At 45.9% G+C, this 19734-nt stretch carries 21 protein-coding genes and 1 tRNA gene; 1 reads left to right on the forward strand and 21 read right to left on the reverse strand.

Annotated features, from left to right (window positions below; translation table 11 throughout):
• The first annotated feature begins 67 nt into the window (after window positions 1-67).
• The gene (locus tag MAMMFC1_RS03235) at window positions 68-289 is read left to right on the forward strand and encodes a helix-turn-helix domain-containing protein (protein WP_197723900.1); all 222 of its coding nucleotides are present in this window, start codon (window positions 68-70) and stop codon (window positions 287-289) included.
• A 419-nt stretch (window positions 290-708) separates the two neighbouring features.
• Here the strand turns inward: MAMMFC1_RS03235 and MAMMFC1_RS21275 are convergent, their stop codons facing one another.
• The 21 genes from MAMMFC1_RS21275 to MAMMFC1_RS03330 all read right to left on the reverse strand — a co-directional run bounded on the left by MAMMFC1_RS21275 (window position 709) and on the right by MAMMFC1_RS03330 (window position 19621).
• A complete protein-coding gene (locus MAMMFC1_RS21275) occupies window positions 709-882 on the reverse strand; it encodes a hypothetical protein (protein ID WP_158618621.1) in 174 nt (57 codons plus the stop codon).
• A 238-nt stretch (window positions 883-1120) separates the two neighbouring features.
• On the reverse strand, window positions 1121-1657 hold the full coding sequence (locus MAMMFC1_RS03240) for a pyridoxamine 5'-phosphate oxidase family protein (RefSeq protein WP_126306430.1): 537 nt from the start codon (window positions 1655-1657) through the stop codon (window positions 1121-1123).
• Window positions 1657-2373: a type 1 glutamine amidotransferase gene (locus MAMMFC1_RS03245; RefSeq protein ID WP_126306432.1), complete on the reverse strand. Its 717-nt coding sequence runs from the start codon at window positions 2371-2373 to the stop codon at window positions 1657-1659. Before MAMMFC1_RS03245 ends, MAMMFC1_RS03240 begins: the two co-directional genes overlap by 1 nt.
• Before the next feature lie 105 nt (window positions 2374-2478).
• On the reverse strand, window positions 2479-2634 hold the full coding sequence (locus MAMMFC1_RS21280; RefSeq protein ID WP_158618622.1) for a hypothetical protein: 156 nt from the start codon (window positions 2632-2634) through the stop codon (window positions 2479-2481).
• 33 nt (window positions 2635-2667) lie between these two features.
• Window positions 2668-4056, reverse strand: coding sequence for a Fe-only nitrogenase subunit beta (gene anfK / locus MAMMFC1_RS03250; protein ID WP_126306434.1), 1389 nt, complete (start codon window positions 4054-4056; stop codon window positions 2668-2670).
• A gap of 69 nt (window positions 4057-4125) precedes the next feature.
• Window positions 4126-4482, reverse strand: coding sequence for a Fe-only nitrogenase subunit delta (anfG, locus tag MAMMFC1_RS03255; RefSeq protein ID WP_232035637.1), 357 nt, complete (start codon window positions 4480-4482; stop codon window positions 4126-4128).
• Window positions 4482-6050 carry a nitrogenase iron-iron protein, alpha chain gene (gene anfD / locus MAMMFC1_RS03260; RefSeq protein WP_126306438.1) on the reverse strand — a complete coding sequence of 523 codons (1569 nt, stop codon included), beginning with the start codon at window positions 6048-6050 and terminating at the stop codon, window positions 4482-4484. The genes anfG and anfD overlap by 1 nt, the downstream gene beginning before the upstream one ends.
• A gap of 55 nt (window positions 6051-6105) precedes the next feature.
• Window positions 6106-6933, reverse strand: coding sequence for a nitrogenase iron protein (nifH, locus tag MAMMFC1_RS03265; protein WP_126306440.1), 828 nt, complete (start codon window positions 6931-6933; stop codon window positions 6106-6108).
• A gap of 1006 nt (window positions 6934-7939) precedes the next feature.
• Complete coding sequence (locus MAMMFC1_RS03270) at window positions 7940-8266, reverse strand: nucleotidyltransferase family protein (RefSeq protein ID WP_126306442.1); 327 nt, start codon at window positions 8264-8266, stop codon at window positions 7940-7942.
• A gap of 3 nt (window positions 8267-8269) precedes the next feature.
• Entirely contained in the window at window positions 8270-8671 is a 402-nt protein-coding gene (locus tag MAMMFC1_RS03275) for a nucleotidyltransferase substrate binding protein (protein ID WP_126306444.1), read from the reverse strand.
• 370 nt (window positions 8672-9041) lie between these two features.
• Window positions 9042-10445 carry a 2-hydroxyacyl-CoA dehydratase family protein gene (locus MAMMFC1_RS03280; protein WP_126306446.1) on the reverse strand — a complete coding sequence of 468 codons (1404 nt, stop codon included), beginning with the start codon at window positions 10443-10445 and terminating at the stop codon, window positions 9042-9044.
• Window positions 10438-11616, reverse strand: a complete 1179-nt coding sequence (locus tag MAMMFC1_RS03285) for a 2-hydroxyacyl-CoA dehydratase subunit D (protein ID WP_197723901.1) — start codon at window positions 11614-11616, stop codon at window positions 10438-10440. The genes MAMMFC1_RS03280 and MAMMFC1_RS03285 overlap by 8 nt, the downstream gene beginning before the upstream one ends.
• Window positions 11613-12434, reverse strand: a complete 822-nt coding sequence (locus MAMMFC1_RS03290; RefSeq protein ID WP_126306450.1) for an acyl-CoA dehydratase activase — start codon at window positions 12432-12434, stop codon at window positions 11613-11615. The genes MAMMFC1_RS03285 and MAMMFC1_RS03290 overlap by 4 nt, the downstream gene beginning before the upstream one ends.
• Before the next feature lie 33 nt (window positions 12435-12467).
• A complete protein-coding gene (locus tag MAMMFC1_RS03295; RefSeq protein ID WP_126306451.1) occupies window positions 12468-13469 on the reverse strand; it encodes an aliphatic sulfonate ABC transporter substrate-binding protein in 1002 nt (333 codons plus the stop codon).
• Between the two features lie 304 nt (window positions 13470-13773).
• Entirely contained in the window at window positions 13774-14439 is a 666-nt protein-coding gene (locus MAMMFC1_RS03300; RefSeq protein WP_126306452.1) for a Crp/Fnr family transcriptional regulator, read from the reverse strand.
• A gap of 170 nt (window positions 14440-14609) precedes the next feature.
• Window positions 14610-15389: an ABC transporter ATP-binding protein gene (locus tag MAMMFC1_RS03305; RefSeq protein WP_126306453.1), complete on the reverse strand. Its 780-nt coding sequence runs from the start codon at window positions 15387-15389 to the stop codon at window positions 14610-14612.
• A gap of 19 nt (window positions 15390-15408) precedes the next feature.
• Window positions 15409-16386, reverse strand: coding sequence for an ABC transporter permease (locus tag MAMMFC1_RS03310; protein WP_197723902.1), 978 nt, complete (start codon window positions 16384-16386; stop codon window positions 15409-15411).
• 374 nt (window positions 16387-16760) lie between these two features.
• A tRNA-Arg gene (locus MAMMFC1_RS03315) sits at window positions 16761-16835 on the reverse strand.
• Window positions 16836-16952: 117 nt separating this feature from the next.
• Entirely contained in the window at window positions 16953-17348 is a 396-nt protein-coding gene (locus tag MAMMFC1_RS03320) for a zinc ribbon domain-containing protein (protein ID WP_126306454.1), read from the reverse strand.
• 300 nt (window positions 17349-17648) lie between these two features.
• Window positions 17649-18971 carry an MFS transporter gene (locus MAMMFC1_RS03325; RefSeq protein ID WP_126306456.1) on the reverse strand — a complete coding sequence of 441 codons (1323 nt, stop codon included), beginning with the start codon at window positions 18969-18971 and terminating at the stop codon, window positions 17649-17651.
• A 125-nt stretch (window positions 18972-19096) separates the two neighbouring features.
• Complete coding sequence (locus MAMMFC1_RS03330; RefSeq protein WP_232035638.1) at window positions 19097-19621, reverse strand: transcription repressor NadR; 525 nt, start codon at window positions 19619-19621, stop codon at window positions 19097-19099.
• Window positions 19622-19734: the final 113 nt, after the last annotated feature.

A 19734-nucleotide genomic window follows, 5' to 3' on the forward strand; every position in this document is an offset into this window, starting at 1 on the left:
TTTTTTTGAATACTATAGTCTGTAGGCCAATAGTTTCAATCAATCATATAATGGGAATATGATTGATATGATTGATAAAATTTTCGGACAAGTATTAAAGAAATTAAGAATGGAAAAAGGCTTGAGTCAGGAAGAGTTTGCCGCCAATGTCGGTCTGCACCGCACCTACATCAGTCAGCTGGAACGGGGCCTCAAGAGTCCCTCCCTCGGGGTAATGGCCAAAATATCGAGCGGGCTTGGCATCACATTAGTCCAGTTGATGACCGAGTTGGAGCAAAAGCAGAACTAGTGGTCTGTAAACTCTAAAGCTATAGGATGAATTGCGAGAGGTTTTTCGTCCTGCGAGGCGAAGGAGACGCGCATATCAGGAATATGTAAGCCGACGACAACAAAGCAGGACGGAAAAGCTCTCGCAAGAACACTATAGAATTAGGGTTTACAGACCACTAGCTTTTTTGCAAGCATTATGCAAAATATGATAATTTGCTACATTATTATGCAAAATATGGCAATATACTAGTTTTAGAATACCATAGTATTCAAAAAGCGTCAATATATCTCTCTGTTCCTCATGCCTTAAAACGCGTTTACCGCCTTTTAACAGCATCCTTTAGGCATTACTTCCTTTGAGTTGAAGAACCGTTCCTCGACTCTATATAATTTGGTAAACATGAGCAATTAAAAGAATCCCTGCTGTCCAGGGATTCTTTAGCCACATACTTTATTAGCAGTACCTGCGGCGGCGCATGCACTTGCAGTAATGTCTGGTTTTACACCAATGACAGAGACAGGAATCAAAGTTTTCACGACAGCATAAGTGGCATAAGCAATCACCATATTTAAGACACCCATCATCCATATATTCCTTGTAGTTACAACCACAATGCCCCATAATGCCCCCCCTCCACTAATGTATATTATGTTGATGCATTTCGCCTTGTCACTATGTCGCCACAATTTTAAGGGACAGGGTTCGTCCCTATAACATTTTTTGAACTATAGGACGATACACCTGTCCCCCCTGTCCCTTAAGGAAAGCGGTAGCCGCTGGTTGGCACTTATATCGACAGAATTGACAAAAAAAGGAACGTTCTGGACGCCCCTTTTGGATACGGTTATATTATTTTTGCGGCTGAGGAAAGAGCTGTTCCTTGTCAACCGAATTCTCTTTGGCGGTGAGAACTTCCGGACAGATGCGATAAACAGCCACGGCATTGTTGTCAAAGGAGGAACGGTATTGCTCCACGAATGCCGGGGAAAGCGAATTTTTAAAAAAGCCGGGCAAAAATTTTTCCATTAAAACCGCAAGGGCCCCGGTTTTTTCTTCTAAATCCTGTACCGGCACGGCTTTGCCGAAAATGACAACACTCAGGTAGGCAGTATCGCATTTGGCGGGAACCGGATCAACAACCGTGCCGAATTCTTCAAAAACAGTAAAACAGACTGCGGGATTTTTCGCCAGGAGATCGTTCTTTTTGCCACTGCCCATACCATGAAAATAAATGTTGCCGTTCCAATAGATATAATTTACAGGCAGGGCATAAGGACCGGTTTCCCCGTCCCACATACTCAGCGTCCCCACCCTTGTCTCGGTCAGAAAGCGGTTGATTTTTTCCTTGTCCTCACAGATTCGCTGCGTGTAGCGGATTGGCTCCATCAGGCTCCCTCCTGTCTTTGATCATAGGCTTCCAGCCGGTTGAGAAAATCATCCATCAGCGAATTGGCTGCTTTCAGAAAACCCATCCCTGCTTCAATCTGCCTGGCACTCTGGATGTAAGCGCCTTCCGTCATCTCGCCGGCGCAATGCCGGATCAGCGCGGCTATGCTCTCTTGGGTGCTCTCCAGATGAAACTGGAAGCCAATCACGCGCTCTTTATAAATAAAAGCCTGCTGGGCGCAGGCAACACTGCCGGCTATGCATAGCGAACCCTCTCCCAGGGTGCTAAAGGTGTCGTTGTGCCACTGGAAAACAGGAAATGTGGCCGGAAAATTTTTAAACAGCGGCGATTTATATGCTTCGGCATTCAGGGTAACCGGCAGCCAGCCGATTTCGCCTTCCGGATTTTTGGTGACTTTTCCGCCCACAACAGCGGCGATAAGCTGTGCGCCAAGACAAATGCCCAGTACTACTTTACGGTTATCAATGGCTGCTTTGATAAACTGCTTTTCAACTTTGAGCCAGGGGTATTGCTCTTCTTCATAAATATTCATGGGGCCGCCCATAATGACAAGCCAGTCGAACTGGTCCATGGCGGGAACAGCTTCCTGGTTGTATAAGCGGGTGCCGGTGAGGCTGTGGCCCTTGTCCCGCACCCAGCAGGCAATATGGGCGGGATCTTCAAAAGGCACGTGCTGCAGGTAGTGAATTCTCATGGTAACCCTCCTTTTAAAAAAGTGGCTCGGACGGCTGCGAATCTTGACGGCTCAAACAATGCCGCAACTTTCCCGCATAAGGCAAGAACCCGGCAATGCCGAATATCAAATCCGTGGGAGCGGATTTCCCGGTTTAATATTAATTGTATTCGTGCCCTTCATCGTGTTATCCTCTTTAAAATTAATATGATTCTGCCAGAACCCGGCGGAAGGCCGGGAACCGGCAGAATCAGCTAAAAACCCGGTCAGCAGCTGTAACATTTTGTGTGCCGGCAATTTCGCACCGGCTACTGGTTACCAGACATTAAGAATCCACTCCCGGTGCTTCTTGTATTCCATATCGGTGAACAGCATGTTTGCCATCTGCTCGCCGAGCCAGATGGCGCCGGCATAACCGACCACCGGGTGACGGAACAGTCCCGCCCGGTCGTAAGTGGGGAAACCTACCCGCACCATGGGAATGTTGTTGTCGATTGAGATAAACCGGCCCTTGGAATGGCCCAGAATCAGGTCTAGTGCCAGCCCCTCGTTTTTAATCCGGTTTTCCAGTTCCCATAAATCCGCATTCATGATGATTTCCATGGGATAATCGACATTTTCCTGCAGCGCCTTGATGCGGGGATCCTTCGGATAAGCCGTGTTGTCGTCGCCAAGCAGCAGCAGCACGGGTTTCATTTCCAGATCAAGACAGAATTCCGCCAGGCCGATAACAAGATCAGGATGCCCGTAAATGGCGACTTTTTTGTCGGCGAGAAACATGTGGGCAACATCGGTCAGGGCATCAATCGCAACTCCCCGCTCCTGAACAAGCGACTGGGGGATGGGCTTGCCGGTCAGGTTTTTTACGTGCTGCAAAAAGGTGTCGGTATTGCGGATGCCGATCGGTGTCGGCCCGATGACCGCCGGAACGCCGAATTCGGTTTCGAGATAACGGGCGGCTTTACCGCCTTCATACCGGTTCAGGGCAATGGTCCCCAGCGCGTTGGCCGTGTCCTCCAGATCGGCCACCGTCGTGTTGCCGTGGGAAACGACATTTCCCGCCGGCATCAGCGGCGAATCAAAGCTTTCGATTTCAAACAGAACGGTCGCATCCACCTCCATTGCCGCCAGGAGCTGTTTAAGTGCCGTTACGTCCCCCGGATTGACCCAACCGGTAATCAGGTTGATTTTACCGTTGGGTTCGCCTTTTTTCGCAAAATACCTGACGAAGTCCTCTACGGCAACATCATACCCGGTTACCTGGCTTCCCTTAAAACTGGGAGTATGAATGGGAATAAGGTGAACTTTCCGGCCGGCGTATTTTTCCTGCAACAGACCGTTGTTGAGCTTTCTCACGACACCGTCGATGTCGTCGCCGATGACTTCCGTCGAGCAGGTTGAGATAATGGGCACCACTTTCACATGGGGATACCGCATCAACAGCACATCCACCGCTTCCTCGACGCGGTGGATGGCGCCGAAGACCGCGCCGTCCTCATGGAGGGAAGAGGATGCCAGTTCAAAACTTTCCTTGAAATGCTGCGAAAACAGCAGGCGGACAAACATTACGCAGCCCTGGCCGCCATGGACGATCCCGATGCATTCCTTAATGCCGATGCTGGCATATTGCGCACCGCAGGGCTGGCAGGTAAATATGGGGTTGATAACGCCGGCCCGCTCTTTGGGTTTTACTTCACAAAACATAATCCTGCTCCTTTTCTCTTCTGTTTTGTTCTACATCCGCCGTGACGGCACGGTGCGCCGCGCTGCCGGCTAATAAAGCGGGTCGTTAAGCTCTGCATTCAGCGACCCCGTAATGGTTAAGTAATCCATGCGTTCTTTGAGTCCCTGTATTAGCAGCTTGATCTCCGCCTTATCCAGCGTGGCCAGCCAGGGATAGCGGCTTTTGAAAGCATCCGCCAGATACATGGCATCCACCCAGTAGCATTTTTCGGCGGGAGTCCCGGTTTCAACCGGTTCATCGCACAATAGCTGCATGGTTTTGGTAAGGATGCCTTCGTTTTGCCTTTCTCTGTCCCAGGTACGGGAATGAAACTGCCACAGACAATGTTTCATAATATAATCGACCAATTGTTCAATCCTGTCCTGCATCGTGATTGTCACCTCCATTACACCGCCGAACACTGCCGGAGCGCCGGCGAAAAACTAGGATATGTCTTTTTGCGCAACTCGGAAATGATATCCGGCCTACCCGTATACTCCCGCATTACTTGGGAAAAAGTGATTTCTTCACTTAGATTGGCGTCGGAGAGCATTTTTCTGGTTACGAAGCCTTTGTCCGTGGGGATTTCATCCTTGCTGATATCCAGGAAGGCCAGCTGATGAATCGGTGAATAAATTGCGTTGTAGATGTCCCGCGCAAACCGGACCCAGCCCTCAAAGCCCTTGTAGGGTCCGTTGTGATAGGCATGGGCGTTGAGATAGGGAACGCGGATCTTTTTGGCCACTTCGCCCGGCCGCTTGCCGGTGAAGATGACGTCGGGCTTGAGCATTTCCATGGCTTCAAGCCCTTCGAGCTCATTGGGGTCGTCAATGGCGAGCGCCCCTTCTTCACACCTGGCGATGCCTTTTTCCATGTCGCCTTGGTGCCCAAACTTGGTATACACCGAGACGACCTCGACTCCCATTTCCTCGTGGAGTACATGGGCCCAATGCCAGAGTTTGGAGCCGCCCGGCCAGAGGCATACTTTTTTCCCTTTCAGCCGCTCCTTGTACCAGTCAAGCTCCGGTTTCCACCGGGCGGTTTCTTCATCGATAATGGCCTGGGCCCGGTCCTCAATGCCGAAAAACAGGCCGACCTTTCTCAGTGAAGCCGACAGCGGCTCAAAGCCGAACCCGTCGATGTCAAGCCGCGGCGTCCCATACTTTACCCGCAGCTCGTTGCAGATATACTCGGCGGAACGGGCACATTCCAGTACGTTGAGGTGGGCCCGGTGCATTGCCCTCAGGTCGTCGTAGGAGCCATTGCCGGTAAAAGTGGACAACACTTGAATGCCCATGCGCTTGAAATAGTCCTGCATTACTTCCTGGTCGCCCTGAATATTGTACTCACCGACATAATTAATGACATAGTCGCTGGTGATTTCGGGCTCGATTGTTCCGACCTTTTGCTTGATCCAAGCGATGTTGATCTTGTGATGTCCTCCCGACTGGCTCGGACCACCAAATCCGGGAGAATTGCAGACGAAAATATCCACATCGGGCATTTCTTCCATCACTTCGTCGGCAACCGCATTCATATCATCGCCGATCAGCGCCGAGGCGCAGGTCTGGTAGAGGGTCATCCGCTTGATATGGGGAAAGGCCTTGAAGGCTTCAATAATGTTCCGCTTGAGAATTTTTTCGGCGCCGAACACCACATGCTTTTCTTTCATATCCGTGGCATAAGTATATTTAAGCTGGAAGTTGTCGTTATCGCTGATGTAGCGTTTGGTCTGCCAGGTGTCATAGGTGCAGCCCACCGGCCCGTGGCTCATATGGATAACGTCTTTCATCGGCGTGCCGATCACATGCTTGGCGCCGCAATAGGCGCAGCCCCGTTCCGAAATGGAACCGGGGATGGTATTGAGATAGCCGAGGGGAAGGGCGTCCGTCAAATTTTCGCCGGGTCCTTTGATGACGGCATGTTTTTTCCTCTCGGGAATACATTCGCTGCATTTAAACAAATGATAGGGCATAGCTTATTCCTCCTTTATTTGTCACAGTGATTCTGGTAGCGGGCGAGCGGCTCTCTTAATCGGCGATGCCGTATTTTACAACCATGGCTTCCAGTTCATCCATCTTGAGCGGCTTGGGAATGACAAAATCCTTATTTTCAATAATTTTGCGCGCCAGTTCGCCGTATTCTTTGGCCTGGTCGCATTCGGCATCAAATTCCACCACTGTTTTTTTGTTGAATTCAGCCTTTTGGACAATATTATCCCGTGGCATAAAGTGAATCATTTTCGTGCCGATGGCGGCGGTGAACTCCTCCAGGAATTCCTGTTCCCGGTCCACTTTGCGGCTGTTGCAGATGATACCGCCGAGGCGGACCCCGCTTTGTTTCGCATATTTCAACAGGCCTTTGCAGATATTGTTTGCCGCATAGATAGCCATCATCTCACCGGAAGCCACGATATACACCTCCTGCGCCTTGCCGTCCCGGATCGGCATGGCAAAGCCGCCGCATACCACGTCGCCCAGCACGTCAAAGAAGACAAAGTCCAGATCCGGGGTGTAGGCTCCGTTTTTCTCCATCAGATCAATGGCGGTGATAACGCCGCGGCCGGCGCATCCCACTCCCGGTTCCGGGCCGCCCGACTCAACGCAGCGGATCCCCTCGTAGCCTGTCTTTACAACTTTATCAACGGTGATTTTTTCTTCGCCCTCGTCACGGAGCATATCCATTAATGTTTGCTGGTTCATCCCGCCAAGAATAAGACGGGTGGAATCCGCCTTGGGGTCACAGCCGTGGATAAATACTTTTTGGTTGTAAAAATGGGCCATTGCCCCAGCTGTATTTTGTTGCGTCGTGGATTTTCCAATGCCGCCTTTACCATAAATCGCTATTTTTCTTGGCATTTCCGCACTCTCCTTTTAAATTTACAGATTTTTTAAAATTTATTGAAATACTCTCTTTTTGTTGCTATAATAGAAACAGGTTATTAAATGGATGGATTCCTCCGGCAGAAGGTCGTTTTAACTGTTGACTATTTCCTTTCATTTTATAAATTTCTCTAATAACTTGAAATGTACTGGTCATGTTGCTATAATAAAAAATGGGTAAATCAAATAAACCTAGTGCAGCTGGGAATAGGCGATTTTACTCTGCTTCATGGATATTCGTAGTATCCATGGAGCTTTTATGTGGCTACTGTACAATCGTGTTTTTTTTTGCATTAACCAACTCCTTTTCGTACCCTGCTGCTAAGATCACCAGGATTTTTTAGGATATATACAAAATGGGCAACCTAAATAAACCTGGGTGCAGCCGGGATAATAGAAGATGCTTTGCTTCATGGATATTCGTAGTATCCATGAGGCTTTTTGTTTTGCTATTCGCGAATGGATGCAGGGAGACGATCAAATCAACTCCTTTCCAGTCAACTGAAAGGGGCATCAACGAACCCCGTGAACCGGGTCATTGATACCCCTTTGTACCTGAAACAATAATATTATTGTTTTTATTAGCATACAACAAAAGCAAACATCTGTCAATATTCCTTTCGTGGCAATATCTTCGTTTATCGGTGAGGTTAGTGTTTGTTGGCGACATTGGCCTAAAAAGTAATAGAAGAAACCTACTACCTCTTTAGCCCCAGTTTTTCACACTTCAAGTAAGTTCCTTGTCAGTAACTTCATCCTCTGGCACTTAGCTGCGAAGAATCTCATCAAGACAATGATACTAATACCCCGGAATATACCCCTATACCAGCGGCAATCGAATAGATCTTCGGGGTGAGTATGAATACCACCAATTAAATCTGGGGTGTCAATTCGGAAGGCAACTACATGCAGACCTAAAGTCAAAACCGGAATCGGGAAATCCGAAGTGGAAAGAACTTGATTTACTGTTGTGTCTGCTCAATTAATCGTTTATTGACGTGAATTCTTCATTTGTATAAAATTTTACGCCATGTGTATCAATATGCTCTTTTAAACTTTGGTTATTTATCCTATTATAAGCAACGACATCAAAGAAAAATGGCAAGAATGTCTCTTCTTCCAGGTCATCTTTTATTGTTGCGGCATCGGAGGTACTGACTTCCCCTTTTAGGGCAATATCCACATCGGATCCCTGCTTATAGTTGCCCATGGCCCGAGAACCAAAGATAAATGCTTCAGTCACTTTAGGGTATTTTTTCAGTATGGAGATAATTTCTTGTAAATGTTTCTCTGTTAAACCATATTTCATACGTTACCGCCTTTCCGAAAAGGCCAGATACCATTCTTTAAGAGCAGGATAAAAATCGTCGATAATGAAATTAACGGTTTCTTCCATAAGTGAAGCATCATAATTATGCACGGTATTATTGCGTTTTTTTAATGCCTCCATCCAAACGTCACCATTCGAAATATAATTAGCCTGATAGGCCTGCCTCAGTACGGCTTTAGGGCTATTTACCTCAAAGCCTTCCTCTTCCATATAATCTTTGAGTGTTTTCCAGACTAATTCAAAAGTGAATTCAAAAGCCTGTATAAGTGCCATTTTAGCTATTTCATCAGATTTTAAATTCTTGTATTCCACTACCATAATTAATTTTTGATACGCGTTGGTAAAATTCTCAAAACGTTGTTTCCATCTCATAGGATTATTCATTTTTCCTCCTGCCTTTTTGCGCAGACTTTAAATCTTAGCAGACTTTAAATCTTATTTGTGGCTTATTACATATTACTTACGATAAAAATAAAAAACTTCCTGCCAACTTATACAGCAGATATAAATGTGAACAATTTATAGGGGACAAACATACGTCAAAACAACGCACACATTTCTCTTCTAAGGAACTTAGCTTCAGAATTATTAAAATTGCCCCCTTAAAGACAGAAAAGGGACAATGAACTTGTCCTACTGTAAAACCCCTGCCAAATTTAAGGGAATTTGACAGGGGTTTTCGACGTCACCAATGATCCTGTTCTGCGAAACGTAAGTAACTGCGAAATATCATGTGCTTACAACGTCGACGGATTTAGCGACTGTACCGCAACAATTCAATAAATGATTCAATTCTATTCTGAGATTGTTCGGTCGTTTCGGTTTTTGATAATTCACCAACACTCATGACAAGCGTAGGAACTCCTGTTTCTTTCTTGACGATATCCGCCACCATCCGGGCCACGGTAGATTGAAATTGGCACCCCCAGTTATAAATAAACATCAATCCATCCGCTCTGGTGCGTTTCACTTCAGCAGCCGTCCACTTAGCCCGTTCAATTGTAGGAAGTTCATAGGGCTGTGACAATATTCCCTTAGCTAAGTTCACATAGGGATCGCCCTCCTCCGCCACATCCGTTAATACCTCACTCCACTGATCATCATGTCCAACTATTACTCCCCCCACTGCATCGACAAAAACTGGATTTGCAGTAACGCACGAGCCACACACAAAAACACGAACCGGATCTTCAACAAGCCCGTGGCCGCGTACGCCGCGCTCCACCCTGTCTCTTACTTCCGCCACTGCTTGTTCCAACAGACTTAAGGTCGCGGTAACATCTGCCATCGGCTCGTTTGCGGAATAACTAAGGTTGCGCAAATCAGTGCTGTTGGTGGGGGGTATATCTGCCGATTGCCAAATTGCTTCAAATTCACGCGCCAATCCTCGGACTTTATTAAAATCATGAATCTTCTTCCGTAAATCGTCGTCCGGAACTGGGCGTCCTGTAATCTGACTAATATTAGACACCAATTTTCGCAATTCCTGGCTTAACAAGTTGACCGCCCGGGGAGTGTTCCGCGGGTTATCAATAGGATAATCCACCACCTGCAAAGGAATCTGTTTTTTACCATGGCGGTGAGCCTCCACTAAATAGGCCATATCCGAACAACGTAAATTCAAGTATGGCGCGATAAGATCAACATCGACCTCACCTTCCTGGACTGCAGCATGGGCTGTAATTTGGTTGCAAACCTCTATTCCGACATCTCGGCGGCCTTTTTCCATAATGGAGTTTCCACGCCAGTCCGCTCCGCGTACATCTAACCCTTCTTCTTTATCCTTGGCCCAATTGATGATAAAGCCAGGGCGCAGCGGAATCGTTCCCGCCGCATAATATGGTTCATAGGATTGCCCCCCTTGTACCAAAACCGTGGGAATGTCGTTCTTGCGGGCCTTTTCTATTCGGTCACGAACCGTAAGATAAAGGTATTTATATTTGACGCCACTGAAAAATTCAGCATCTTGTGAGATTTGTCCTTGAAATTGAACACCGAGCTGATAGCTGCGCGGAAAACGTCTTACCCCTTCTTCGGTCATGAAATTCCAGATATCGGAGCTACCCACGTTAGTCCCGTCGCTCAGGCGCAGGCCATCAGTCTTAGTGAAAGAGTCTTTTAACTCAGGGGGAAATTGAAACAATGCCGGACTAGACAATTTTCGTTACCTCCTTAGCGGGATTTAAGTTTTTGATTAGTTCCACAAACGCTCCAACCCGTGTTCTGATTCCTTCCATATCTGAAGTGGCGTATTCAGTATGAATTTCTAAAAAAGGAATTTCCGCTCCCAGGAAATTTTTTGTTTCATTTGCTTTAAATGTAAACGGATCGCAATACCGTAAAGTATGATAGATTACCCCATCAGGCTGATAATCACGGATTAATTCCGTTAAATTTTCCAGTCGTCGATCTCCGCCGATATCCAATCTTGGCAACGAAGCACACGGCACACGTTCTAAGTATGCCCTGGCAATCCCAGCCGGAGAAATTTCTGCAATGTTTAAGCTTAAAAACGGTCGCAGTCCGGTGCACAAATCGTCGACAATCACTTCGCCGCCAACCTCATCAATAATATTTAATAATTTTTCATCACCAGTGGGAATCAAGCTGCCCGATAATAGAAACCGTGGCTTTCTTGTCTGTATCGCACCTGCCTGTTTCTGCTGCGCTTCCGCCAAAAACTCCGTTATCAGGGTTAAATACTCGCTCCTATCTAAAAAGAAACCGGCTTGAACCAATTCATAAACTTCCCGCCAGGTTACACTTGGATCAGGCTTAGTCAATAGCTGGTAAATATCTCTGATCCCCTGACGAATTTTTTGGTAAAGAGCCACAGATTTATCCAATTCCTGAATATCCAGTTTTACCCCGGCAAACTCTTCCAATCCACCGGCAAAGTCCGCAATAACATCTTCGAAATATTTCACGCCCTGTTCCTGGTAAAAATTGCGCGGAACCGGGATCACCAAAGCTTTAGCCTTGAAGTAGTACTCCACAATTTCCGCCAGGCGATAAATTTGAAGACAATTGGCAGCCACAACCAGGCAATCTGTATTTTGAATATAGGGATCTTCGCCGGTGGCGAATAAGCCCACGCTTTCCCGGACAAACGCGCAATTTTGGGCGGAAAGATATCTACTGCCTACTTCTACTAAACGGTCGTCGCCGCCACGCCCCAGTCTGATTGGTATTAGTCCCAAAGCATGGATAATTTCTTCAGGAACATTGCAGCAGAAATAACCTATAACCCTTTTCCCGTTTTTCCGTTCTTGTTCCAATACCGCCGGACGGCCACGCAGCTTTTCCCGTATCTTATCCAAAGTTTTCATGCGCATTTCCCCACCACTTCTTTTTGGCCTATTATTGCCGCTCCAATGGCGCCAACCAATTGTGAATCCGGATGAATAACAAGCGTTACTCCCAATGCTTCTTCAATGGCCTTTCTTTGCCCAATGTTTTTGGATACGCCCCCGGAAAAAAAGAAAAGGTCTTCCACACCAACACGCGAGAACATACCGGCTATTCGCTGGGCAATAGCATGATGAATGCCGCTGATAATATTTTCCGGCAACTCCCCTCTGGCCCGCAACGAAATTACTTCCGATTCAGCAAAAACGGTACAAGTACTGCTCATTGCCACCTTATGAGTCGCCTTCAGGGATAACGGCCCCAGTTCCTCCAATGGTACTTGAAAAACCCGGGCCATTACCTCGAGAAACCGGCCTGTCCCGGCGGCGCATTTGTCATTGAGAGTAAAATCAATAAGTTTTCCGTCGTCATTCAGCCTTATGGCCTTGCAATCCTGCCCCCCCATGTCGACAATGGTTCGGACTCTCGGATCAAGAAAGTATGCGCCTGTCGCATGGCACATAATCTCTGTAACTTTTTTATTCGCGTAAGGCGCGGAAATACGCCCATATCCCGTAGCTACCGTATATGTGAGATCAGCTTCGGAAAGGCCGGCGTTTTGCAGCGCTTGTTGCAGCGCTTCCTTGCCACTCTCCTCAGTATGAATTCCGGACTGAATAAGCGATCTCCCGATAATTTTATTTCCTTTAATTATCACAGCTTTTGCTGTTAATGACCCAACGTCCACTCCCGCAAAAATTTCATTATTTCCTGGTTTTTCCTTTGACCCCTGTGACATTTTCTTATCTCCTCTCATTATTAAAATTCATGATCATTTATTTCCTAGTGCTTTTTCGTAATAGTTTTTATCGATCCATTTGTCGACATCAAAATTACCTTTCAGAATATTGTTTTCTAATAGAAAATCTTTGGTATACTTGATATTCTGAATAGTTTTGTCACTCAACACCAGTTCAAAATAAAATTTATTTTCCGGATACATATAATCAATCTGTTCTTTGGTATATCCGGCTTTTGTCCAAATCAGCTTTGCATCTTCCGGATTTTCAGTTACGTATTGCTTCGCTCTGATTAGTCCCTTAAGAAAAGCGACTACAGCATTGGGATTGTTCTTGGCAAACTCTGTTCTGGCTATTAAGAAATTTTGTCCTTTCCATTCCGGATGATCCTTGCAGTTAATTACTACTTTGGCCTGCTTATTAACAACCAGCTTAGCCACAGATGTATTCGGTGATACTATAGCCTCGACTTTTTGGGAAATCAATGCTGTTTCAGCTTCGGGAGCAGTCATATGAAAAAATTCAATATCTTTAACCGACAAGTTGTTGGCCTTAAGCGCCTCTACCAAGGTCCTATGCATATACGCTCCTTTCATAGTCGCCACTTTCTTCCCTTTCAGATCTTGGACAGAAGTTATTGGCGAGTCAACCGGAACAAGAATTGCCGCATCCTGTCCCGTATTACCGGTACCCAATAAAGTGGTCTCCATGCCTGCTCCCTTGGCCAATATTGCCGGAGTGTCACCATATACACCGATATCGAGATTTTTACTGCCAAGCCCTTCATTAATAGCCGGTCCCGCCCCGACAAAGGGAATAAATTCCGGTTTTAGCCCCAGCTTTTTAAACTCCTCGTCAATATATCCTTTTTCAACGGCAATCGCCAACAATTCGGTGGGAAAGCTTTTACCGGAATCGACATAACCAATTTTTACGGTAGTAAGCGCTTCTTTTTTGACCTCTTGCGAGCAGCCGGCCAATAACATTGACACTGTCAATAAAATCCCGGCTGCAGTAAATAAATATTTTTTCATTTACATCCTCCTCGCCATCATCATAATAGCTTTTTGAATTATGATTGTTAGAAATTCAGGTATAGATAGGAACCATTTTCCCCCCCTTTACGCCGATAGTATGAAAGCAAAAAGGCCAGACACGTATCATAAGCAGTGTCCAGCCTCTAGTTTTACTAGTCAGCTAACGTTCTTATTATTTTCTTGATAGACCGGCCTTCAAAATCAGCTTTGGCTTATAGTCTGAATTCTTGGCTATTAACATCAGTTTATCAACTGTTAAAGTGCATATATGTCATCCAGATGACAATCCTAAAAAATATTGTTATCTGTCTTTTAATTTGGCAGCATCGATAATTTCAATATGTTTCCCTACTTTGATGAGGCCTTCTTTTTTAAATTGACCTAAAGCAATTGTCACCGTTTGACGACAAGCGCCGATCATGTCAGCCATTTCCTGGTGAGTTAAAGTAAAGGTAATTCTGGCCCGGTTATCATTAGGAGTTGCGGTTGTGGCGAGTTCCAGCAATAGCAAGGCTAACCGGCGCTCCACCGTATAAGATGTAATATTCATAATGGTTTGATGGGCCCGGCGCAAACGTTTACCAAGTTCAGCAGCAATATGAACAGCCAATGACGGATATTGGTGAAGCATGTCCACAAAAGTCTGTTTGTTCATTTTCCAGAGCATACAAGGCTCTAAAGTCTCAATAAACACGGCTCGCTGTTCACCTGTTAAAACTCCTGCCACTCCCACTACTTCACCGGAACGACCAACAGCTACTGTAACCGTATTACCAAACTCAGTATTTTGAGAAAGTTTAACATGCCCGGTTTCAATTAAATATATATATTCCGAGCAGTCCTCTTCCCGAAAAATTACTCTTCCTGTGCCTACTTGCATCGGCCGCGCCAGTTTTTTAAATATTGCCACCTCATCAGGCGACCAATTTTTTAATGTATCACTCGGTAATGGAGTAAAAGTATTCAAAGTAGCCTCCTAATTTAGATTACGTTAATATTTTATTAAGTTATAGAAAAAGGATCAGCATCAGTCTGACCCTTAAAAATATTAACTGCTACTTATAAGCTGACACTATTTTTACGGCATTAAATCTGGCATCCTACATCGGTATGAGGACTGGGGGATTTGCTAGTCTGCTAGATTGTAAAATCATAAGGCATTTCTTCTTCGTTAAAAAATTCCCGATAAATTTCCTTTTTTATGCTGGCAAAATCATAGCTATTACGATCCCTCGGCCGAGACAAAGTGACATCGACAATTTTTTTAAAACTTCCCGGCGAACTATCCATGACTGCAACCCGGTCACCAAGATACACCGCCTCATCAATATCATGAGTTACGATAATCATTGTAGTTTGACCGCGTTTCCAGATGCCTAGCAATTCCTGCTGCATTCTGATCCTGGTCATAGCATCCAGCGCCCCAAACGGTTCATCAAGCAACAAAATATCCGGCTTACTCACCAAAGCCCTGGCAATAGCAATTCTCTGCCGCATGCCACCGGAAAGTTGCCGCGGGTAGCAATGGGTGAACTCACCCAAACCAACCAACTCAATATGCTCTTTGACAATTTTATCCTTATTGCCCTTGTAATTGCTGCCTAAGCCAAAAGCAACATTTTCTGTCACTGTAAACCACGGAAACAAGCGGTGCTCCTGAAAAATCAAACTAACCTTTTTCGGGGTATTATCATTATTATCGCTTATGGTTAAAGAACCAGTATAGTTTTCATCCAATCCTACTATTAAGCGTAAAAGAGTGCTTTTCCCGCAACCACTTGCCCCGACAATACTCAGAAATTCACCGCTTACAACATCAAGTTGAATGTTTTTTAAAACTTCAACCGGGTTCTGGTTAAGAAAAAATGTTTTCGACAAATTATTGATCTGCAGGTCATACAACTTTGAACCGTCCATTTTCTCCCCCCTATAACATTTATCCGCGCCAAGACAAAAGCCTTTTGGCGAGTATCTTTAATGCCATATCCATAATAACGCCAACAACGCCAATAACAATCATACCTACAACAACCATGTCCGGTTGAGACAACTCCCGACCGTCATTAATTCGATAACCGATTCCTGAACTGGCGGCAATCAATTCTGCGGCAACCATTGTCATCCATGCCGCACCAAGACCAAGCCTCAAGCCTACAAAAATCGATGCCAAGGAAGCAGGAAAATATACTTTCCTTAATAAGTCGATCTTATTGGTTCTGCAAATCCGGGCCACTTCCAGATAATTACCGGAAACATTTTGAATGCCACTAATAGTGTTTACGAGAACAGGGAAAAAAGCGGCTTTAAAAATGATAACAACTTTCGAGGTCTCACCGATTCCGAACCAAAGAATAATAAGTGGAATCCATGCCAAAGGCGGTATTTGTCGCACAGCATCAAAAACCAGCATAAAAAAGCGATTGACCCTAGTGTATATTCCCATAAAAATTCCAAATCCAACGCCCAGAATGACGGCAGCACCGTAGCCCTTTAATACCCTGGACAGACTAATTGCCAAATCGCTCTGTAATTCACCGCTCAGAATCAGTTCCTCAAAGGTGATAATAACCTGTTTCGGCGACGGTAAAATAGCAGGAGAAAATAGTTGCAGTTCGGTGACCATTTCCCATAGTCCCAAAATAGTAATTGGCAGAGCGATAAGATTTGCAATATTTATTAGGTTATCTGTACTTAATACTCTACACTTGCTTACCATCAATTGATTAATCAACCGTTCTTCTTTAATAAATGTTTTCAAACTATATCCTCCTCTATTTAGTTGTTTTTTTGAAAAGTCCATTCCCAAAAGAGAAATGCTGCCGGAAATATAGATCACTATTTTCAAAAATGCTCTTTCGCTGCAAATCTTTTTAAGCCAAAGTATAAAAAGTATAATAAAAACAAGGCTAGACATTTACCAAAATCGGTAATGCCTAGCCTCTAAGTCAATATTAGTCAGCTAAAATCCGTTATTATTTATTGTAAATTCATTCCGAAAAAAAGAGGGATTAAATATCACTAAATCACAAGAAGCTTGTAGCTTTCTTATATTAATATTATTAAAAATTTTATCAAAAAACAAAGCAGATATATGTCGTCTATATGACATCATATTTTAAAATATTTGATCTAATTAAATGCCGGCTATTGCGCCGCAGGATGCGGTTAACACTTTTACCAATCCAGCCAGGTCGGCTTGTACTGTGGTGGAATCACGACGAGGTTCCAGGGGCTCATTTTGGAAAAAAGACTTCCAGCAAAAATCGCTAGAAGTCTCAAATTTCTCTATGGTGCGCCCGGTAGGAATCGAACCTACGCACCCGGCTCCGGAGGCCGGCGCTCTATCCCCTGAGCTACGGGCGCATATGGCTATGAATTACTTTCTTCAGCCACAAAAAAAATTATAACATAACAATTGGCTCATGTCTAATATTTTTTATTAAGAAAATATATGAAATTTCAGGAAATAGAACGTCTAGGTCACTTTGCCTCTGTCGGTGTTTGGCAATGAGGGCAGGTTCGCCATTCCCGGTTAAGTTCCCGGCCACAGGACGGACATTTAGGCTGTAAGGTGTGACCGCAATACGGACAGACTTTAAAGTCATCTTTTACTTTGCCGCCGCACATGGGACAGTTGATTGTTTCGTCCACAGGTATGGCTTCAACGTCAATGATTTCCCGATCCCGGTCCACGCGACGGGGTTTCAGGCTCGGCTTGCGACCAAAAATAAGGTACAGCGGCAAAAAAATATATATCGCACCTGCAACACCGATTGCCCATAGTATTGCAGTACCCAACTCTTGTCCTAACTTTCGCGCATCAGTATAAACCCAAAAGGCTGCAAGCAGGCCGATAATCACATGTAACGAAAACATAGCCGGTCTCCTTCCAAATTGTACGCTAGTGGACTGTAAACCCTAATTCTATAGTTTTAGAGTTTACAAACCACTAGTACTCTGCGTCACTTAAATCATTAGATAAGGTTGCAAGGATTTTTTTGTCCTGCGAGGCGGAGGAGCCGCGCATATCGGACATATGTAAGGAGACGACAACGAAGCAGGACGAAAAAAGACTGCAAGATTATCCATGTATTTAGGTGACGCAGAGTACTAGGCTCAGCACCTTGACATAATTATATCACCCTCTACCATTGATAGCAAACATTACCGTCCGCTTCAACTGCTGATCTCGTCAAGAGTTCGTCCCTTGGTTTCCTCGCCCAGCAGCCATACGATGGCGGCAATGGCCAATAGAACGCCGGTAAACATGGAAAATACTTTTATAAAGCCGTCACTGCCGCTAATCATATAACCGACCACGGTGGGTGCCAAAATTCCTCCGAATCTTCCTACCGCTGCCGCCCAGCCTGAACCGAGAGCCCGGATCCTGGTGGGATACAACTCCGGCGTATAGGTGTAAATGACACCCCAGGCGCCTAAATTGAAGAACGACATTAAGCTGCCCCATAGGAGAACAATAGCCGGATCGCCGCCTTGGCCAAAGAAATAAGCGCTCACGGCACTCAGCGCCAAATAAAAGGCAAGAGTGGCCTTACGTCCGATCCTGTCCACAAAATACGCAGCGCTGAAATACCCCGGAAGTTGAGCCAAGGTAATAATGAGTACATATTCAAAGGTTTTCAGAATTGTATAACCCTGCTTGACCATTAAAGACGGCAGCCAGGTAAATATGCCGTAATATGAATATACAATGCCAAACCACACCAGCCACAGCACGATAGTGCGTTTCATAAACCGGGGCGCCCACAGTTCATTAAAACTAAACGAGGCAGCCGCCGAAGAATTGAGAGAATAAACAGGGCGATTAACTTCTGTTACACCGGCTTCTTGCTCCAGCTTGGCGATGATGGCTTCTGCTTCCCGGGCCTGACCTTTGTCCAATAAATACCGTACCGATTCAGGTACCGCCAAACGAATGAAAAACACATACAGTGCCGGCACTGCACCGATAAAAAATGCCATTTGCCACCCGTAATAGGGAATAATCAGGTAAGAAATAAGAGCTGCCGCCAGCCAGCCCAACCCCCAGAAGCTTTCCAAAAGCACAACGAACCGGCCACGCCTGGCAGGTGGCGAGTACTCGGCCATTAGCGTCGCGGCCACAGGTAATTCACCGCCTAGGCCAAACCCGACCAGAAAACGAAATACTAAAAGCGACTGGTAATTCCAGGCCAGTCCGCACAGACCGGTAGCCACACTATAAATCAGCAGCGTAACGGCAAAAACTGTCTTACGGCCAAACTTGTCCGCCGCTGTTCCGGCTAAAACCGCTCCGACAGCCATGCCCAGGAGTCCCATACTGCCTATCAGCCCCATTTGAGCGGTCGTCAGGTTCCACTCCTGGGCCAGCACGGGCAGGATAAACGCGATGATGCCGGTATCCATGGCATCAAACATCCAGCCCAGCCCAGTCACTAGCAGCAGTTTGTAATGAAACCTGCCCACAGGCAAAGTTTCCAAGCGTTGAACTAATTCCATTCCTCTTCCCCGCCCTTCGCGCCACATGTTCTTTACACTTGTCTTGTCAGTTAGATTTATTATACACTGCCTTCCCGACAAGAACAACCACTTTTCTTAGTTTTGGGCGAAAGGAAAGAACCCAGTCATTCCACCAATATCCCGGCAGTCCTAAGCTCCTGTTCAATTTTCTGCAGTATGACCTCTGAAGATGCTTCCACCATATGAAGGTGAACCCCGCCGGTAATAACAGACAGCGGTTCTGCTCCGCTGTTGGCGCTATCACGTAAAAAATCGGCAAGTTCCCGGCGGGAAGAAAGCATAAGGCTTGCCTTTATTTCACCGTAAACCGGGTGATCTACAATAACATTCAATACTTTTCCGCCATTATCAATGATAATGGCCAGTTCTTCCCCCATCCTGTCCCGGCCGTGACGGCAGGCAAAATGGGTAGTGACCGCGGTTGATTGCAGGACAGGTATTACATACCCCAGAGGGGTGGCATACACATTTACCCCGGCTGCCCGCAAAATTGCTATATCGCCTACAATCACCTGTCTGCTCACACCTAGTTTATTCGCCAATGCCGTGCCGGTCAAAGGCACTTGGGATTGCTTTAAAAGCTGAAGCAGTTGTTCCCGTCGTTCTTTGGTATCCACTCCACCACTCACACTCCGCTAAAAAGAGGCTGTTTCAAAACGCCCATCTGCGTCGTTGCTCCTGCGGGCGCTCACTCCACGTACTTCTCTGTACTGTTCCGCTCACGTCCTCGTCGTGCCTAGCA

This window comes from Methylomusa anaerophila (genome assembly GCF_003966895.1).
In the GTDB taxonomy this organism is placed as follows: Bacteria; Bacillota; Negativicutes; order Sporomusales; family Sporomusaceae; genus Methylomusa; species Methylomusa anaerophila.

Coding starts and splice junctions, on each gene's coding strand:
- anfG (WP_232035637.1), bottom strand. CDS start 4,482: ATGGAGGTGACAATCACGATGCAGGACAGGATTGAACAATTGGTCGAT.
- MAMMFC1_RS03290 (WP_126306450.1), bottom strand. CDS start 12,434: ATGTCACAGGGGTCAAAGGAAAAACCAGGAAATAATGAAATTTTTGCG.
- MAMMFC1_RS03320 (WP_126306454.1), bottom strand. CDS start 17,348: ATGTTTTCGTTACATGTGATTATCGGCCTGCTTGCAGCCTTTTGGGTT.
- MAMMFC1_RS03245 (WP_126306432.1), bottom strand. CDS start 2,373: ATGAGAATTCACTACCTGCAGCACGTGCCTTTTGAAGATCCCGCCCAT.
- anfD (WP_126306438.1), bottom strand. CDS start 6,050: ATGCCCTATCATTTGTTTAAATGCAGCGAATGTATTCCCGAGAGGAAA.
- MAMMFC1_RS21280 (WP_158618622.1), bottom strand. CDS start 2,634: ATGTTACAGCTGCTGACCGGGTTTTTAGCTGATTCTGCCGGTTCCCGG.
- MAMMFC1_RS03295 (WP_126306451.1), bottom strand. CDS start 13,469: ATGAAAAAATATTTATTTACTGCAGCCGGGATTTTATTGACAGTGTCA.
- MAMMFC1_RS03270 (WP_126306442.1), bottom strand. CDS start 8,266: ATGAAATATGGTTTAACAGAGAAACATTTACAAGAAATTATCTCCATA.
- MAMMFC1_RS03275 (WP_126306444.1), bottom strand. CDS start 8,671: ATGAATAATCCTATGAGATGGAAACAACGTTTTGAGAATTTTACCAAC.
- MAMMFC1_RS03285 (WP_197723901.1), bottom strand. CDS start 11,616: ATGAAAACTTTGGATAAGATACGGGAAAAGCTGCGTGGCCGTCCGGCG.
- MAMMFC1_RS03305 (WP_126306453.1), bottom strand. CDS start 15,389: ATGGACGGTTCAAAGTTGTATGACCTGCAGATCAATAATTTGTCGAAA.
- anfK (WP_126306434.1), bottom strand. CDS start 4,056: ATGTTTTGTGAAGTAAAACCCAAAGAGCGGGCCGGCGTTATCAACCCC.
- MAMMFC1_RS03325 (WP_126306456.1), bottom strand. CDS start 18,971: ATGGAATTAGTTCAACGCTTGGAAACTTTGCCTGTGGGCAGGTTTCAT.
- MAMMFC1_RS03240 (WP_126306430.1), bottom strand. CDS start 1,657: ATGGAGCCAATCCGCTACACGCAGCGAATCTGTGAGGACAAGGAAAAA.
- MAMMFC1_RS03310 (WP_197723902.1), bottom strand. CDS start 16,386: ATGTCTAGCCTTGTTTTTATTATACTTTTTATACTTTGGCTTAAAAAG.
- MAMMFC1_RS03235 (WP_197723900.1), top strand. CDS start 68: ATGATTGATAAAATTTTCGGACAAGTATTAAAGAAATTAAGAATGGAA.
- nifH (WP_126306440.1), bottom strand. CDS start 6,933: ATGCCAAGAAAAATAGCGATTTATGGTAAAGGCGGCATTGGAAAATCC.